Below are 16320 nucleotides of genomic sequence, written 5' to 3'. Positions count from 1 at the left end.
AGATGTCGACCTGACCACCAATTTTGGCGCAGGCCGTTGCGGAGCAGAATGAATGAAAACCCACACACAAGTAGTTGTCATTGGCGGCGGTGTCGTTGGCTGCAGTGTGCTCTACCATCTTACCAAACTCGGATGGACCGACGTGACGCTGGTCGAGAGGGACGAGCTGACATCCGGCTCGTCCTGGCATGCGGCGGGAGGCTTCCACACACTCAATGGCGACCCTAACGTCGCGCAACTGCAAAGCTATACGGTCGACCTCTACGAAGAACTGGAGGAGATTTCCGGCCAATCCTGCGGACTGCACCTGACCGGCGGCGTCATGCTGGCCGATACACCGGAACGCATGGATTTCCTGAGACTGGCTCAGGCCAAAGGACGGTATCTCGGCATGGAACTGGAATTGATTTCCGTTGCCGAAGCCAAAACCATGTTTCCGATCCTGGACGAAAAACACTTCATCGGAGCGCTATGGGATCCGATTGAAGGTCATCTCGACCCGTCCGGAACGACCCACGCCTATGCCAAGGCCGCACGTGTGAACGGAGCGACCGTTTACCGGCACACCAAGGTGGAAGAGCTGGTTCAGACACGGGACGGCGCCTGGGACGTGATCACGAACAAAGGCACCATTCGTGCAGAACATGTGGTCAATGCCGGGGGACTCTGGGCGCGAGAGTGTGGACGCATGGTCGGACTGGAACTGCCTGTACTGGCTATGGAACACATGTATCTCCTGACCGATGAAATGCCTGAGGTGACGGCACATAATGCGGCAACCGGCAAGGAACTGATTGGTGTTCTTGATTTTGGCGGCGAGATCTACACACGTCAGGAAGGCAAGGGCATGTTGCTCGGAACTTACGAGCGGAACTGCAGGCCCTGGAGCCCGCGCCAGACACCTTGGGATTTCGGCCACGAGTTGCTCGCTCCGGACCTTGATCGCATAGCGCCCGAGCTTGAAGTCGGGTTCGAACACTTTCCTGCGCTACAGTCCGCCGGCATCAAACAGATCATCAATGGCCCGTTCACGTTCGCTCCGGACGGCAATCCGCTTGTCGGCCCGGTACGCGGCCTGCGCAATTATTGGGTAGCGTGTGGTGTCATGGCCGGGTTCAGCCAAGGTGGCGGCGTCGGCCTGACACTTGCGAACTGGCTGGTGAATGGTGACCCTGGCTATGACATCTGGGGCATGGATGTTGCGCGCTACGGCAACTGGGCCACGCTGTCTTACACAAACGCGAAGGTCCAGGAGAATTACAGACGCCGTTTCCGTATCAGGTTTCCCAACGAAGAGCTGCCCGCTGCACGCCCGCACCAGACTACGCCACTCTACGACAGGATGCTCGCTCAGGGAGCAGTCATGGGGGACAGCTGGGGTCTTGAAACGCCGCTCTGGTTCGCACCGGAAGGCACCGAGGCGAAGGATGTGGTGTCTTTCCGAAGATCAAACGATTTCGAACATATCGGCAACGAATGCCGTGCAGTGCGTGAAAGCGTTGGCATCACTGAAATCGCAAACTTTGCGAAATACGAAGTTACCGGATCGGGTGCCGAAGACTATCTCTCACACCTGATGACAAACACCATGCCGAAGATCGGGCGGATCATACTGACCCCGATGTTGAACGAAAACGGCAAGCTGATCGGTGATTTCACAATTGCCCGGGCAGATGAAGACCGGTTCTTCATGTTCGGCTCATCTCAGGCTGAAATCTATCATTTGCGCTGGTTCGAACAGCATCTGCCGCAAGATGGGTCGGTGCAGATCCGGGCCATCAATCTAGGCTGGGTCGGGTTGTCGATAGCCGGACCCAATGCCCGCAAGGTCCTTGAAAAGGTCACGGGCGAAGACGTTTCAAATGAAGCTTTCCGCTTTATGGATTTCCGCGAAATGGACGTCGCCAACGCGCCTTGCAAGGTGAATCGGATCTCTTATACCGGTGACCTTGGATACGAGATCTGGATGGCACCCGAATACGAACGGCAGGTGTACGAAGCCCTGATGAGCGCCGGAGCCGAATTCGACATCCGGAACTTCGGAATGCGTGCATTGCTGGCCATGCGTCTTGAAAAGAACTTCGGCACCTGGTTTCGCGAATTCCGCCCGATCTACGGCCCGTACGAAGCGGATCTCGGGCGGTTTGTGAAACTTTCCAAGGAAAGTTTCATCGGAAAGAACGCTGCTCAGAGTGAACATGACCAAGGGCCAAATCGTTTGCGCGTCAGTTTTGTCGTCGAGGCCGGTGATGCCGATGTGATGGGCGATGAACCGATTTGGCATGCAGGCAAAGTGATCGGCTGGGTCACGTCAGGCGGCTATGCACATTTTGTCGACCGCTCACTCGCACAAGGATATGTGCCTGCGGAACTGGCCAAGAATCTGGACGAAGGCGCCTTCGAAATCGAAATCCTCGGAGAGCGCCGGAAAGCGACAATCAATCCCGACCCCTTGTTCGATCCCGGTGCTGACCGCATGCGCATGTAATCGCACCGGCAACTGATCGTGACTGCACTGGGAGGTGTGGGCATCATGAATACGGAGCATTTCGGCCGGCATCGGCGCAAGATCATGCCATCGGCTTTGCCGGTTCATCCCGGAGTGATGTCGGACTACACAGCGTTGTCGGCCTATGCCACCGAAAAAGCCACCGTCCTGAACCGTCACGTGCTCGGATATGGAGACCTGGCCGAAAGCGAATGGGCCGCTCTCGGCCTGGCACCTCCGGACCTGGAAACTCTGCGTGGCTACCGCTTGCGGCGCATCAAAGAGCAATTGGCGGCCTTCGACCTTAGTGCCGCGATCCTGTGCGATCCGCTCAATGTACGTTATGCGACAGACGCTACCAACATGCAGGTCTGGTCGACCCACAATGCAGTCAGATACACGTTCGTTGCGCTCGAGGGACCTGTTGTCGCCTTTGACTTTCACAACTGCGAGCATCTCAACGCGCACAATCCGCTCGTCACTGAAATACGTCACGGCGTGCCCTGGTTTTACTTTGAATCCGGGCCCCGTTCAGCCGAGCTCTCTCAGAAATGGGCTGATGAACTTGCGGATCTGGTCAAGGCATTCGGCGGGGGCAATCACCGTATTGCACTCGACAAGTGCCGGCGGGAGGGTGTCGCCGCGCTCGAAAGACACGGCATAACCATCCATGACGGTGAAGAGGTCATGGAATTGGCCCGGGCCATCAAATGCCACGATGAGATCAAGGCCATGCGCCGGGCCATTGCAGCTTGTGAGGCAGCGATGCGGGAAATGGAAGAGGCACTTGTGCCCGGCATCACGGAATGGGACCTGTGGGCATACCTGCATGCCGGCAATATCAGGCGTGGAGGCGAATGGATCGAAACCCATCTGCTTTCATCAGGGCCACGCACGAATCCGTGGTTTCAGGAGGCCTCGGCACGTCAGATCAACGAAGGTGAGCTTGTCGCGTTCGATACCGATCTCGTTGGTCCTTACGGCATGTGTTGCGATATCTCCCGCACGTGGCTGTGCGGCGACGGAGTGCCGACCAATGAACAACGCGCGCTTTATGAGATGGCAGTCGACCAGATTGAAACCAATATTCAGATGCTCGCGCCGGGCCGGACTTTCCGCGAGCTGTCACATCGGGGCAAAAGCCTACCGGACGACTGTCTGGCAAATCGCTATTCGGTCCTGTTCCATGGCGTTGGACTTTGCGATGAATATCCGGCGGTGCCCTATCCGGCGGATTGGGAGGCTGGCGGCTATGATGGTGTGCTGGAAGCCGGAATGGTGGTGTGTGTCGAAAGCTACGCGGGACGCCACGGCGGGTATGAAGGGGTGAAACTGGAAGAACAGCTTCTCATCACCGATACCGGCTCAGAGCGCCTGAGCACCTATCCTTGGGACGCAAGACTGATGGGCCGCCCGCGTTGACGGCCCTCAGAAACGGGACGGCAATGGTGTCACTTCAGGCGAAGGATCTTGGCACCGAGGTTCCGTGCATAATCATCTTGGGTAACCACAACGACCTTGGTTTCACGCACGTCGGTATGCTTCAGCTCAAGCGGAGTTTTGCCGCCTGGATTGACCACGACCTTGCGTGTCGGTGGCAAGGCGCGAAACACCAGAACACCTGCCTCCTTGGTGACAATTGCTCCGTAAGGCTCATCATGAAGAATACGAACCGTACCGCTTTCAGCCAGGACCGTAGTGCTTGAAACCGCTGCCAGAGCGGCAACCGCACACAGTGTTTTCAGAAATACTTTCATGACGCTTCTCGCAGTTAAGTTTTTATTTACCTAGAATCGTAACCCTTTCTTAACTTCTGCACCAGTGTTTCTGCGGCGTTAACCAATAAAAAGAAACGCCCCGGCACCAAAACCGGAGCGTTTGTCTTAAATTGAAACACTTCTGATCTTAAGCGGCTGCCTTGGGGTGTATTTCAACACCGTTTTCAACGAAATTTGCATTCGCTGACAGCAGATCAGACAAGCCTTTTCTGAATTGTCTCTTGAGCAACGGTGTCAGCAACCAGCCGATGGGCCCGAACTTGGGCGTGAACTCTATCCGCATCGTTACTTGCGTCTGCCTGACTGACAATGCTGCAAAGTCCAACGTAACCCGAGCGGTCTTCAACGGCACATTGGCGTCGAAGATGTCGATGACCAGATGCTCTTCGGGCTGATAGCTGATAATCCGCTCTTTCAGATAGGTTTTTCCGTCCACATGTTTGCAATGCCGCTCAGCTCCAAGCCCGGTCGCCACACTGTTTGACAGCAAAGGCGACTGATTGATTTGAGGATTGAACCGGTAGATCTCGTCAAACCGATCCCAGCTTTGCCAAACTTCGGAAATGGGTGCATTGACGGTTTGAAAAACAGCAGCTTCAGGCATGCTCATGTCCTCCTTTTGTACGGGGCTTCAAAGACGGCGCAACCAATCGGCAATGCCCTGCCCGATCTGATGTGGGTGTTCTTCCTGCAGAAAGTGCGTGCCAGCTCCCACGAAGCGGACTTCGAGGTTGGAGGCGTTCAATGCCATATACTCGGCAACCGCCTTGGGTGTGATGGCTCCCGGCTCGGCGTAAAAGAGCAGCTTCGGAATGTCGGTGGTAAAGAGCCACTCACCGTTCAGCGTTACTTCCTTTGCCACGTCAGCCGGATTGCCGCCGATCGGCACCTGGCGGGGCCAGGCAAGAACCGGTTTGCGTGAATCAGGTGTTGGAAAAGGTTCGCGATAGTGGTCCATTTCCTCTTGACCAAGCTTCCTGATCACCCCGAACTCAGGCAACGTCACTTCAACGAAGAAGTTCTCTTGAAGAACTAGCCGCGCACCTTCATCGCTATTCATCAACCGGAAGAAATCAGCGATCTGTTCAGGCATCGCTTCGTAACTTGGTGCCGGCATGGCCGGCGGTACGATGGCTTCCATAAGCACCAGTGCACTGACCCGTTCCGGATGAAGGCGCGCGTACCGCATGCCGAGCGCTGATCCCCAATCATGCACGACAAGAACAACGTCGTTGAGATCAAGGTCGGTCAGAAAGGCGTCGAGATAGGCTGCATGATCGGCAAAGCCGTAATCGATATCGGGTTTGCCGCTGTCACCCATTCCGATGAGGTCAGGAGCAATCGCACGATATCCTTCCGGCATGTACGGGATCACATTGCGCCACAGATAGGATGAGGTCGGATTGCCATGCAGAAAGACGACCGGTTGACCGCTGCCTTCATCAACGTAGCTGATATGCGATCCCTTGATGCCAAGTTGCTTTTTCGCAAACGGAAAGTCAGACGCAATTTCAATGCCGTATGGTGCGGACCCCGTCGGCCTTGACGACGCGGTCTGAGCGTTTGCGGCTCCCGGAATTGCGAGCGCCATCGCGCCCGCCCCGGCTGCCATGCCCTGTAACAGTCCCCGTCGATTTGTCTTGAATTGCTGATTCTTGTTCATTCCCCGTCCACTCCTCGTTCGTGTCCGTCCTTGCCCGGACAAGTACTGATGGTTATTAGATGTGGATAGAAAGTTGCTATGGAATATTCATTCGATAGCCATGGCGGATCAAAAACGATCCACTCAGCAATCATGTTCCAGGGAGAGAGTGCTCAGCCATGAAGAAGGATTTGGACTGGGATCATCTGCGAATTTTTCTGGCGTCGGTGCGCACAGGCAGCTTCCGAAAGGCGGCGGAAAGACTTGCGGTGAACCACGGCACCGTTCACCGCGCAATTTCCGCGCTCGAAACCGACCTGGGTACGCGGCTGTTCGACCGAACTTCGAGTGGACTTCAGCTCACGCAGCCCGGTGAAACACTTGTCGCCCCGGCAGAGGAAATGGAGACACAGGCCAACACCATTACCCGCAAGTTGACCGGCCTCGATATGGTTCCTTCGGGCACCATCCGGCTTAGCCTCCCCCCAGCCTTTTCACACGGATTGCTGTCAGACATGCTGCTTGAGTTTGCAAAGCGCTACCCCGAGATCACCGTGCGGGCGATCTCGACAAACCGGGTGTCGGATCTGTTGCGTCTGGAGGCTGACATTTCCCTCAGGGTGGCCACAAATGTGGATGACGACGTCTTCGGCCGGAAGTTGATCCGTTTCGTGCAGGCCGTCTATGCATCACCCGACTACCTTGAGCGGCATGAAAGCCTGGTAGAAAAGAACGGCGAAGGAGCACACTGGATCACCTGGGGCGACAATCATGACTGGATTGCGCAAAGCCCATTTCCAAAAGCGAAGGTACGCCATGTCCTGCCGGAAGTTTCCATGCAGATTGAAGCCGCGGCCAAGGGTCTTGGCCTGATCAAGGTTCCCGCGTTTGCAGGCGACGCGGACCCGCGAATCCTCCGTGTACCGTCCTTGCCGGTGCTGCCTGGCTACAACTTGTGGCTTCTTTATCATGGCGACCTGCGACGCGTTGCCAGGATCCGCGCCTTTGTCGACTTCACGACCGCTTATTTTGATCGCAACAAACACCTGTTCACACGCTGACCAGCCGCTGCAGTAACACTAGGCTGAAACACCGAGAGCAAGTTCACGGAAACACTCCTCGACATGCTGCGCAAAAGCATGCGTGGCCTTGCCGGCACGCGCCCGCTCGCGCATGACGATGTGATAGTCGCCGATCTCGGGAAGACCATGGCGCTCGTCCAACACCTGCAACGGCGCTTCGACAACACTTGCCGGAAAGGGCGCAATGGCAAGGTCCGCAAGGAGAGCTGCCTCCTGGCCCGCGCTGTGAAAGCTCGTATAGGAAATCCGGTAAGGTTTTTGCGCATCGTCAAGCGCAACCCGCGCCGCGCGGCGCCAGGGACAGCCAGGTGTGGACACAGCAAGGGGCAAAGGTTCCCGGTCATAGGCAATTCCGCCTTCGAGGCCGACCCAGACCAAAGGCTCGGTGAAGACGATCTCACCGCCGCTTGCCAGTCCCGTGCCCGGGCGGGCCGTGAAGAGCACTAGATCCAGCTCTCCTGTCTTGACCTTTTCATCCAGCATCGGGCTGCCGTCCAGGTGAACATCCACATTGACGCCGGGATGGGAACGGGCAAAGCGGGACAGAATATTGGGCAAAAGTCGTGTGCCGAAGTCGGACGGGGCTCCAAAGCGAACCTCACCTTCCACGTCAGGCGCAACAAACAGCGAAACCGCTTCCTCGTTCAACATCAAGATCCGGCGTGCGTAGCCAAGCAGGGCCTCACCCTCCGGCGTCAATCGGACGCTGCGTCCTTCCCGTACGAACACGGCAACGTCCAACATGGTTTCCAGTTTCTTAATCTGCATGGACACCGCTGAAGGTGTTCGGCCAATGAGTTCTGAAGCTTTTGAAAAACTTGATGTTTCTGCAATCACCAGGAAGGTTCGATAGAGTTCCAGATCGATGAGCGGCGTCCCGCTGCCGGGCAGTTTATCCATGAAAACGTCCAAACATGTATGAGTTCAATTTTTTTGAACAGTTCGATGAATACAATTCGATTGATTGAAACGCAAGGAAGGCCCATATGTTGGTCAAGCGGCCAGTATATTACGCAGTGGACCGCCCGTACCCACAACATCAAAACAAGGATTGGGATTGCCATGACTTATCTCGCTCAAGCTTTGCGCACCAACCTCATGGGTGTCGTTTCCGGCCATTCCGCTGCAGAATTGGCCAGGATGAACCAGGCCCTGCGCCTGCGCGAAACCGCACAAGACCCGAAGGCTGCACGCTGACAGTCTGACGTGATGGCGTGATTTATGCCAGAACGGGATATCCAAGCACAGAAGCTTCCCGCTCCATGGCAGGGATGCTCGCATAGTCTTCAAGACCGAGTTTAGAAAAGCCGCGAATGCCCAACCGTTCGCGGCTTTTTTGCGTCTTCTGATCTTGGAGCACATCCGCAACGACATCCGCAATCTGCGCGGCCTGTGCGACTGAGAAACGGTTGGATGTGATCATTGGAAGCCCTGGCGCGGGCAAAGTCTGCGCTATTGGTCGCACTTTGTCGGCAAGCTCAGGAAATTCCTGGCAGACAAGCCACCAGCACACTGCATCGATACTTGCGACATCAGCTTCACCGGCGGCAACTGCTTTTACCGACTTCAGGTGCCCGCCGCTCTCAACAACCGACGAGAAAAACGGTTTCCCGTTGGACAAAGGCGCTACGCTGCGGCGAAAGGCGTTCATACCCGATTGGCTGTCCGGTGTGTTGAAGACCGCCCGCGCGCCGCGCAAGTCTTCCAGTGTCTCATGGGAGCTGTTCTTGCCGACAATTATCTGGCTGCAATAAAAGTGGTCACGGCACCCCGGGGCCGCATAATGAGCGGCACCCAGAAGTCTCACCCTTCCATTCAAGGCATGGGTCAGTGGATAGCCGCAGGTTTGAGTGAGCAGAACGCCCGGCTCACTCCAGCTTTCATGAACATCCAGTTCAATCGGCCAAGGCGTGAACTGTTCCGGTCCGATACCCAGAGCAGTGGTGATTGCGTCCTGGAAGGCCTCTTCAAGGGCACTCGTTGCCTTGCGCACTTCCGGCCAGTCATACATCGGCAACCGCACCGGATGATACACAGGCACGGTCAATGCGCGGCCCCACCCGTCGAAGACACTTGGGGAGGCGGTCCTCCTGCAATTTCCTTCCGGTACTTGATGGGATGCACAACCGGCTCCTTCACCTTGAACAAATAGCGTTTTGCCAGATCGAGGTAGCTGTCAAAAACATATCCCTTGTTGCGCCTTTGCCAGGCCGCACGCCCTTCCCGGTAAATGGCCGGAAGCTCATACCAGGGCGCCCTCGGATGGGCATGATGCACGACATGGAGATTGTTGTTCAAAAAAAGCAAAGCAAAAACCGGGCTGTTTTCAACCACGATCGAACGCGCTTCCGCGTCCTCATGTGCCCTGTGCTCAGCAAACGTGCGCAACATCAGGAGGCTCAGTGCCGGATAGGCGACACACAGGATGTAAAGCCAAATCGACATGCCGCCAATATAGACAACAAAGAGTAGGACGGGGACGATGCCTGCCACGTGATGGGCCCACGCCTTGAGGACAGCCCCGTCACCCCGCAGCATCAATCGAACTTCCGACCCGACAAAACCGATTGTCGATACAGCGGGACCCATAAGAAGGCGGCCGAGCAGGGTATTGTTCAGTGTTAGAATAAATCGGATGACGCTTGGCAGCCTTTGCCAGTCTGCCCACGCCAGATAGAAGCTCTCCGGATCATCGTAAGGATCGGTCAAGCGGTCGTTGTTGTGGTGCCTCAGATGCAGCGATTTGAACCGGCGATATGGGATGAAGAGATTGAGTGAACAATAGACCAGTGCTTCATTGATGGCCGGGCTGCGCGTTGGATGCCCGTGGAGTACTTCGTGCTGCAGCGATGCCTGAAGTGTCACAAGCACGGCCGCAAGTGGACAAACAATCCAACCACCGAGCATTCCGTAGGAACCGATCAGCAGCATCCAGATTGCCGACACACCCAGTATCAAGGCCAAGGTCGGCCATTCGCAGACATTCTCGCGCGGCACAAAAAACTCCCAAATTATTGAAAAATCGGCAAAAACCGAACTGAACCGCAATTACTATGCGGTGTTGTCTACAGCGCTTCAATTGGGGAGTTTTGAACAAAATCTACATTGTCTAATTTATTTCAATAATTGGGGAATAAAAGAACCAAAGTTTAATATTAGTAACAAACTAAGAGGAATTTCGACAAATTTCCGACTGTTTCTCAACAGGACTGGGCGCTTATGGTTCTGGATAATTGTGAACTTGAGGTCTGTTCCAGCCTGACGCAAGAAAACCGCCACACCAACCGGGAGGACGCGCTTGGTGACCGATCCTGAAAACCGATACGACGCAATAATCATCGGCGCCGGTGTGATCGGGTGCGCAATTGCCTTTCATTTGACGAAGCGGGGCTACAAGACACTCAATGTCGATGCTTTGCCTGCGGCCGGGTATGGGTCCACGTCAAGCTCCGCAGCCGTCATTCGGACCTACTATTCAACACGGGACGGAACTGCGATGGCCTATGAGGGCTATCACGAGTGGAAAAACTGGCAGCAAATACTCGGCACTGACACTCAAGATGGCCTTGCTCAATTCATTGAAACCGGCACGCTTGTCATGAAGACGGCCGCCGACAACTACCAAAAACAGGTTCTGGAACATGCTGACGCGCTCGGCATCGCTTATGAACATTGGACGGCCGAGCGGATCGTAAAGGAACTCCCGGGTTATGATCTTGCGTGCTTTGCACCGGCCAAGACAATGGAGGACGATGAATTCGGCACCCGCTCTGGCGGCGAACTGACGGGCGGCGTGTTCTTCTTCGCAGGTGGCTATGTCGACGATCCCCAGATCGCGGCTCGAAATCTCAAGGACGCCGCGGCCAGCAAAGGGGCGGCTTTCCGTTTCAACACGAGGATCGTTGACATCCCGACCAGGAACAACCGCGTTCAGGGCGTTGTGTGTGACACCGGAGAAGAAATATCGGCCGGAATTGTCATCAATGTCGGAGGTCCGCATTCAGGCAAGGTCAATGCACTTCTTGACGTGGATCCCGGCGTCCGGATCGGACATCGCCCCCTGCGCCAGGAAGTCGTGCAGATCAAACCACCGGAAACACTGGGCTATTCACGACAGGGCTTGGTCATCTCCGACAATGACATTTCGGTTTACGTTAAGCCCGGCAGCGGCGGGCAATTGATGATCGGTAGTCAAAACCCGGCCTGCGATCCGCATCTGGAGGCCGATCCGGACGATTTTTCAAGAGACCTGACCGACAGGGCACTCACCTATGCCTATCGCTATTCTCAACGCCTGCCCGAACTCGGCGTCTCTCAGCACCCTGTTGGTGTCGCCGATCTTTATGACGCGACGGACGACTGGTTGCCGATTTACGACTGCAGCGATGTAGACGGCTACTACCTCGCCATAGGCACCAGCGGCAACCAGTTCAAAAACGCCACGGTCGCCGGACGATTGATGGGCGAATTGATCGATTATTGCGAAGGCGGCAACGACCATGACGCTGAACCTCTGCAATTTGCACTGCATCATGTTGAGCACACGCTCAATACGGCAACCTTCTCCCGGCGACGCGAGCTGACAAAGGAAAGTTCCTTTTCGGTCCTGGGCTAGGGTTGATCGTCCGGGGCAGCGGAAAAGGAAACTCTCTTGGTCGAATCGCACAAATCAGGCTAAGCAACGGAGCACACCTTAAAGGAGCTCTTCCGTGGCCTGGTCTCCCCAGCAAGACGACGCCTTGAATGAAACCGCCGCCTGGCTGAAACGCGGTGACCGGCAGGTCTTCCGGTTGTTCGGGTATGCCGGAACCGGCAAAACCACTCTCGCCCGCCATCTGGCAGAAGGCATCGACGGAGACGTCTGCTTCGGTGCGTTCACTGGCAAGGCGGCTCATGTATTGCGTCAGAAAGGGTGCGAGGATGCCGGCACCATTCATTCCCTGATTTATCGTCCCCGATCTGCCAAGGAAGAAGAAGATCTTGATGACGACGACGAAGATACCGGCCCGCAATTCGCGATAAAGCGTGACAGTGCCGCGGCCACGGCCAGCCTGATCGTCATCGACGAATGCTCCATGGTCGACGAGGAGTTGGGCAAGGACCTTCTGTCCTTTGGGACACCGGTACTTGTGCTTGGTGATCCGGCTCAGCTTCCCCCCGTCAAGGGCGGTGGCTTTTTCACCGAAGCAGAGCCGGATGTGATGCTGACCGAAGTTCATCGGCAGGCGCAGGACAATCCGATTGTCCGGATGTCGATGACCATTCGCGATGGTGGTCAACTGGACTATGGCGAGTTCGGCGAGAGCATGGTCATCAACCGACGCCAGATCGACAAGGAACAGATCCTCGGAGCCGATCAGGTTCTGGTTGGAACCAACAAGACCCGCAGGCTCTATAACGCGCGCATCCGCGAGTTGAAGAATTTTGACACGCCCATGCCGGCCGTTGGTGACAAGCTGGTGTGTCTGAGAAACGACAAGACCAAGGGACTGCTGAATGGCGGTCTCTGGACTGTCAAACGCCTGCGTCCACCAAGGGGCAACACCTTGCGTTTCGACGTTCATTCGGAAGACGAACTCAGCAAACTGGCTGTGAAGGTGAAAGTGCTGCCGGCCATGTTTGAAGACGGAGCGGAGAGTATCCCTTATGCCATTCGTCGCAAGGCCGATGAGTTCGACTACGGCTACGCTCTGACCGTTCACAAGGCACAGGGATCGCAGTGGGATAGTGTGGTGCTGTTCGACGAAAGCTGGGCTTTTCGCGAACACAAAAGCCGCTGGCTTTATACCGCCGTCACCAGGGCGGCAGAGCGCATTACTGTCGTAAAATAGGCTGGTCTACTGCGGCAAGTTCATCAAAGACCTGGTCGCTGTTCAGGATCGGTAGCGCGCGCAATCCAGTCTCAATAAATGTTTTGAGGTCACTCTTGCTGCTTCCACCCCGCCCAAGGATGGCGATCGCGGAAAACTGCCCATCAACAAAGGTCGCTGCCCGGTCGAGGTCGGCATCGGACGCAAATTCGCCATTGGACACTGCCTTCAATAAGCGCTCCCGGATCATGGCGTAACGTGAGTCCCGCAACCCGAGGACCAGTTCCCGATGCCGGTCAGACCCATAGGCGCAATCGACCAGCGCATTGACGAGAAAACAGCCTGACGGAGTGTTGGGGTCCATCGTCAAATCGGCAACCGCTCCCAAAAACTCACGCAGATCCGCCACTACATGTTTTCTGGCTGCCATCAGACGGTCGAAGACAGGGCCAGCGTAGGTCTCAAAATAATGCAGCAGCGCTTTTTCGAAGAGAGCTTCCTTGTCGCCGAATGCCGCATAGAGACCAGGCTTTGCCATGCCCGAGACCTCAGACAGATCTGTCATGGACGTTGCGGAATATCCGTTCTGCCAGAAAGCGAGCATGACCGCCTGAAGAGCGTCTTTCGCTTCCACTTTCCTCGGCCGTCCCCGTGGCATCGGCATAAACTCCTTTCCGCAACCAATTCCTGAACAATCCAGCCTCTATTTAGATTGTTATTCAGCAACAGCAATGCGGCTATATGATCACAGCAGTTTGGCAAACATAGCCATGATTTCGGAACGCATAATACGCAATGTGTTGCAAATCGTTCAAGATCGGCAAGAAAACCACTCATGATTGCACCTTGATTGCAACAATTTTTCCAAAACGGACCGAAGCAGACAGGCTGAGACGAGCTATATCGGCGATGGCTCAATCACGACCAGTTTCCCGGTGGAAGGATTTATTCTGGCTCTTTCATGCCATAGATAGGGACACTATCGTCTGCGGCTTCAAAGGCCTCTTATTGGAAAGCTTCATCGTAAATGGTCAGTGTTTCATCACCCTCGCAATCCCAGACCGGCAACAACAGCACCGTGGCCGCTGGAACGGCAACCAGGATCGCACAGCGAATCTCCGAGGAAATTGGGTGCAAAGCCGGCCAGGTGAACGCAGCAGTGCAATTGCTCGATGAAGGGTCGACCGTTCCCTTTATTGCCCGTTACCGAAAGGAAGCCACCGGCGGCCTGGACGACAGCCAGCTGCGCAAGCTTGAAGAACGCCTGATCTATCTTCGCGAGCTTGAAGACCGCCGAGTAGCCATAACGAAATCGATTGAAGAACAGGGCAAACTCACTGACGAGCTGACCAATGGTATTCAGGCAGCGGAAACCAAGTCACAACTTGAAGACTTATATCTTCCTTATAAGAAAAAGCGGCGGACCAAAGCACAGATCGCCAGGGAAGCCGGTCTCGAGCCACTCGCCGATCAGCTGTTGGCTGACCCGCAGAAGGATCCGGAAACCGAGGCAAACGCTTTTGTGGACGAAGGCAAGGTCATTGCCGATACCAAGGCTGCCCTGGATGGCGCCCGGCAAATTCTCATGGAGCGGTTTGCCGAAAACGCGGACCTCGTCGGAAGGCTGAGACGCCATGTTGAAGACCGGGGCGTCGTGCAGTCCAAGCTCATCGAAGGCATGGCAGACAAGGGTGCGAAATTCGCCGACTATTTCGACTACTCGGAAAAGTGGTCGAAAATTCCGAGTCACAGGGCTCTAGCGCTGTTTCGTGGCCGCAACGAGGGCATTCTGTCCGTTGATCTGACCGTCGACGCCGACGATGTTTCACCCATATTGCCTGCAGTCAGGATGGTGGCCGACACATATGGCATAGCCGATCGTGGTCGACCTGCGGACAAGTGGCTGATGGAAGTTGCAAGGTTTGCCTGGAAGGTAAAACTGGCGCTCCACCTGGAACTTGATCTGATGGGGGTTCTTCGCGACAAGGCAGAAGAAGAAGCCATTCAGGTTTTTGCGAGAAATTTGAAAGATCTGCTTTTGGCCGCGCCGGCAGGTGCCACGGCAACACTCGGGCTCGATCCGGGAATTCGCACCGGGGTGAAGGTCGCCGTGGTGGACGGAACCGGCAAACTGGTCGATACCGCAACAATCTATCCCTTCCAGCCGCGCAACGACATTTCAGGTTCTAGGGCGACATTGCTTGCCCTTATGGCGAAACACAAGGTCGGGCTTCTGGCGATTGGCAACGGCACCGCCAGCCGGGAAACCGACAAGCTTGCCGCTGATGTGTTGTCCGACATTCCTTCTGCACAACGCCCGGTCAAGGTGATCGTCAACGAGGCCGGTGCATCCGTCTATTCGGCATCGGAGCTCGCAGCAAAGGAAATGCCGGACATTGATGTGTCCCTCAGGGGTGCGGCATCGATTGCGAGGCGTTTGCAAGACCCGCTCGCCGAGCTCGTCAAGATCGAGCCGAAATCCATCGGGGTCGGTCAGTACCAGCATGATGTCAATCAAAGCAAACTTGCACGCGCGCTTGATGCCGTTGTCGAAGACGCAGTGAATGCGGTCGGCGTTGATCTCAACACCGCCTCTCCTGCACTCCTCTCACGCATTTCCGGCCTATCCGAAAGCCTTGCCACGGCCGTTGTGGAACATCGGGACGGCATCGGCCGCTTTGACAGCCGCCGCCAGCTCAAGGACGTGCCGCGCCTCGGCGCAAAGGCTTTTGAACTGTGCGCGGGCTTTCTGCGGATCAACGACGGCAAGGAACCGCTTGATGCGTCTTCTGTTCACCCGGAAGCCTATCCGCTTGCCAAACGCATCGTGAAGGCCTGCGGACGGGATGTAAGGCAGATCATGGGTGACAACGCTTTGCTCAAGGGTCTCGACCCTTCAGAGTTTACCGACGAGACTTTCGGACTGCCGACCGTTGAGGACATTTTCTCAGAACTTGAGAAGCCCGGCCGCGATCCGCGCCCGGAATTCAAGACGGCCGCCCTCCAGGACGGTGTTGAGGAAATTTCGGACCTGAAACAAGGAATGAAGCTCGAAGGCACCGTCACCAATGTCACCAATTTCGGTGCGTTCGTGGATGTCGGCGTCCACCAGGACGGTCTCGTTCACGTTTCACAGCTTGCCGACCGCTTCGTCGACGATCCCCACAAAGTCGTCAAGGCAGGTGACATCGTCAAAGTAACGATCCTCGACGTCGATGTTCCGCGCAAGCGCATCTCTATGACGATGAAATCCCAGGCCGACTACCAGGAACAGCGCGAGCGTCCGCGGCAGGATAGAGGTGGTCAGAGCCATAAGGGCTCCGGCAATCGGGGCCCGGCAGGCCGTGGGCCCCGCGGTGGTCCCTCCGGTGGTGGAAAGGGCACCACTCCGAAAGGTTCCGGCGACGGCGGCAACAACGCCATGGCAGCAGCCCTTGCAGCGGCCATGAACAAGAAAAGAACGTGAGGAACATCGGTCGATCAACTGTTTTATCGAAGCCAATACCGGCTGTGCGCCCGG

General features: G+C 56.0%; 14 protein-coding genes. 7 read left to right on the top strand and 7 right to left on the bottom strand.

The window, feature by feature from the left end:
• Positions 1-52: 52 nt before the first annotated feature.
• Positions 53-2488, top strand: a complete 2436-nt coding sequence (locus FIV00_RS06590) for an FAD-dependent oxidoreductase (protein ID WP_152499993.1) — start codon at positions 53-55, stop codon at positions 2486-2488.
• Between the two features lie 45 nt (positions 2489-2533).
• Entirely contained in the window at positions 2534-3910 is a 1377-nt protein-coding gene (locus tag FIV00_RS06585; RefSeq protein WP_152499992.1) for a Xaa-Pro peptidase family protein, read from the top strand.
• A gap of 29 nt (positions 3911-3939) precedes the next feature.
• On the opposite strand, the gene FIV00_RS06580 is transcribed toward FIV00_RS06585, so the two are convergent.
• From FIV00_RS06580 to FIV00_RS06570, 3 genes are all read right to left on the bottom strand, one after another.
• Positions 3940-4245, bottom strand: a complete 306-nt coding sequence (locus FIV00_RS06580) for a hypothetical protein (protein ID WP_152499991.1) — start codon at positions 4243-4245, stop codon at positions 3940-3942.
• Between the two features lie 148 nt (positions 4246-4393).
• Complete coding sequence (locus FIV00_RS06575) at positions 4394-4876, bottom strand: SRPBCC family protein (RefSeq protein ID WP_152499990.1); 483 nt, start codon at positions 4874-4876, stop codon at positions 4394-4396.
• Positions 4877-4897: 21 nt separating this feature from the next.
• Entirely contained in the window at positions 4898-5929 is a 1032-nt protein-coding gene (locus FIV00_RS06570; protein WP_209006839.1) for a haloalkane dehalogenase, read from the bottom strand.
• A gap of 158 nt (positions 5930-6087) precedes the next feature.
• Here FIV00_RS06570 and FIV00_RS06565 point away from each other — a divergent pair, with 158 nt between their 5' ends.
• Positions 6088-6969 carry a LysR family transcriptional regulator gene (locus FIV00_RS06565; RefSeq protein ID WP_152499989.1) on the top strand — a complete coding sequence of 294 codons (882 nt, stop codon included), beginning with the start codon at positions 6088-6090 and terminating at the stop codon, positions 6967-6969.
• Between the two features lie 18 nt (positions 6970-6987).
• Here the strand turns inward: FIV00_RS06565 and FIV00_RS06560 are convergent, their stop codons facing one another.
• Positions 6988-7890 carry a LysR family transcriptional regulator gene (locus tag FIV00_RS06560; RefSeq protein ID WP_152499988.1) on the bottom strand — a complete coding sequence of 301 codons (903 nt, stop codon included), beginning with the start codon at positions 7888-7890 and terminating at the stop codon, positions 6988-6990.
• 162 nt (positions 7891-8052) lie between these two features.
• Between FIV00_RS06560 and FIV00_RS30415 the strand changes: the two genes are divergently transcribed.
• The gene (locus tag FIV00_RS30415) at positions 8053-8187 is read left to right on the top strand and encodes a hypothetical protein (protein ID WP_256366676.1); all 135 of its coding nucleotides are present in this window, start codon (positions 8053-8055) and stop codon (positions 8185-8187) included.
• Positions 8188-8209: 22 nt separating this feature from the next.
• Here the strand turns inward: FIV00_RS30415 and FIV00_RS06555 are convergent, their stop codons facing one another.
• Positions 8210-9031 carry a phosphate/phosphite/phosphonate ABC transporter substrate-binding protein gene (locus tag FIV00_RS06555; protein ID WP_247649405.1) on the bottom strand — a complete coding sequence of 274 codons (822 nt, stop codon included), beginning with the start codon at positions 9029-9031 and terminating at the stop codon, positions 8210-8212.
• A 2-nt stretch (positions 9032-9033) separates the two neighbouring features.
• The gene (locus FIV00_RS06550; protein WP_152499987.1) at positions 9034-9987 is read right to left on the bottom strand and encodes a fatty acid desaturase; all 954 of its coding nucleotides are present in this window, start codon (positions 9985-9987) and stop codon (positions 9034-9036) included.
• Positions 9988-10291: 304 nt separating this feature from the next.
• Between FIV00_RS06550 and FIV00_RS06545 the strand changes: the two genes are divergently transcribed.
• Together FIV00_RS06545 and FIV00_RS06540 are read left to right on the top strand one after the other, a co-directional pair.
• Positions 10292-11605, top strand: a complete 1314-nt coding sequence (locus tag FIV00_RS06545; protein ID WP_209006837.1) for an FAD-binding oxidoreductase — start codon at positions 10292-10294, stop codon at positions 11603-11605.
• Between the two features lie 94 nt (positions 11606-11699).
• Positions 11700-12821: an ATP-dependent RecD-like DNA helicase gene (locus FIV00_RS06540; RefSeq protein ID WP_152499985.1), complete on the top strand. Its 1122-nt coding sequence runs from the start codon at positions 11700-11702 to the stop codon at positions 12819-12821.
• Here the strand turns inward: FIV00_RS06540 and FIV00_RS06535 are convergent.
• Positions 12805-13458, bottom strand: a complete 654-nt coding sequence (locus tag FIV00_RS06535) for a TetR/AcrR family transcriptional regulator (protein WP_152499984.1) — start codon at positions 13456-13458, stop codon at positions 12805-12807. The genes FIV00_RS06540 and FIV00_RS06535 overlap by 17 nt on opposite strands.
• Positions 13459-13827: 369 nt before the next feature.
• Here FIV00_RS06535 and FIV00_RS06530 point away from each other — a divergent pair, with 369 nt between their 5' ends.
• The gene (locus FIV00_RS06530; RefSeq protein WP_152499983.1) at positions 13828-16266 is read left to right on the top strand and encodes a Tex family protein; all 2439 of its coding nucleotides are present in this window, start codon (positions 13828-13830) and stop codon (positions 16264-16266) included.
• Positions 16267-16320: the final 54 nt, after the last annotated feature.

Source organism: Labrenzia sp. THAF82 (assembly GCF_009363435.1).
GTDB lineage: Bacteria > Pseudomonadota > Alphaproteobacteria > Rhizobiales > Stappiaceae > Roseibium > Roseibium porphyridii.
The sequence above is the reverse complement of the archived record's forward strand: the minus strand, read 5'-3'. Positions and strand labels throughout refer to the sequence as shown.

Coding starts and splice junctions, on each gene's coding strand:
- FIV00_RS06590 (WP_152499993.1), top strand. CDS start 53: ATGAAAACCCACACACAAGTAGTTGTCATTGGCGGCGGTGTCGTTGGC.
- FIV00_RS06585 (WP_152499992.1), top strand. CDS start 2,534: ATGAATACGGAGCATTTCGGCCGGCATCGGCGCAAGATCATGCCATCG.
- FIV00_RS06580 (WP_152499991.1), bottom strand. CDS start 4,245: ATGAAAGTATTTCTGAAAACACTGTGTGCGGTTGCCGCTCTGGCAGCG.
- FIV00_RS06575 (WP_152499990.1), bottom strand. CDS start 4,876: ATGAGCATGCCTGAAGCTGCTGTTTTTCAAACCGTCAATGCACCCATT.
- FIV00_RS06570 (WP_209006839.1), bottom strand. CDS start 5,929: ATGAACAAGAATCAGCAATTCAAGACAAATCGACGGGGACTGTTACAG.
- FIV00_RS06565 (WP_152499989.1), top strand. CDS start 6,088: ATGAAGAAGGATTTGGACTGGGATCATCTGCGAATTTTTCTGGCGTCG.
- FIV00_RS06560 (WP_152499988.1), bottom strand. CDS start 7,890: ATGGATAAACTGCCCGGCAGCGGGACGCCGCTCATCGATCTGGAACTC.
- FIV00_RS30415 (WP_256366676.1), top strand. CDS start 8,053: ATGACTTATCTCGCTCAAGCTTTGCGCACCAACCTCATGGGTGTCGTT.
- FIV00_RS06535 (WP_152499984.1), bottom strand. CDS start 13,458: ATGCCACGGGGACGGCCGAGGAAAGTGGAAGCGAAAGACGCTCTTCAG.
- FIV00_RS06530 (WP_152499983.1), top strand. CDS start 13,828: ATGGTCAGTGTTTCATCACCCTCGCAATCCCAGACCGGCAACAACAGC.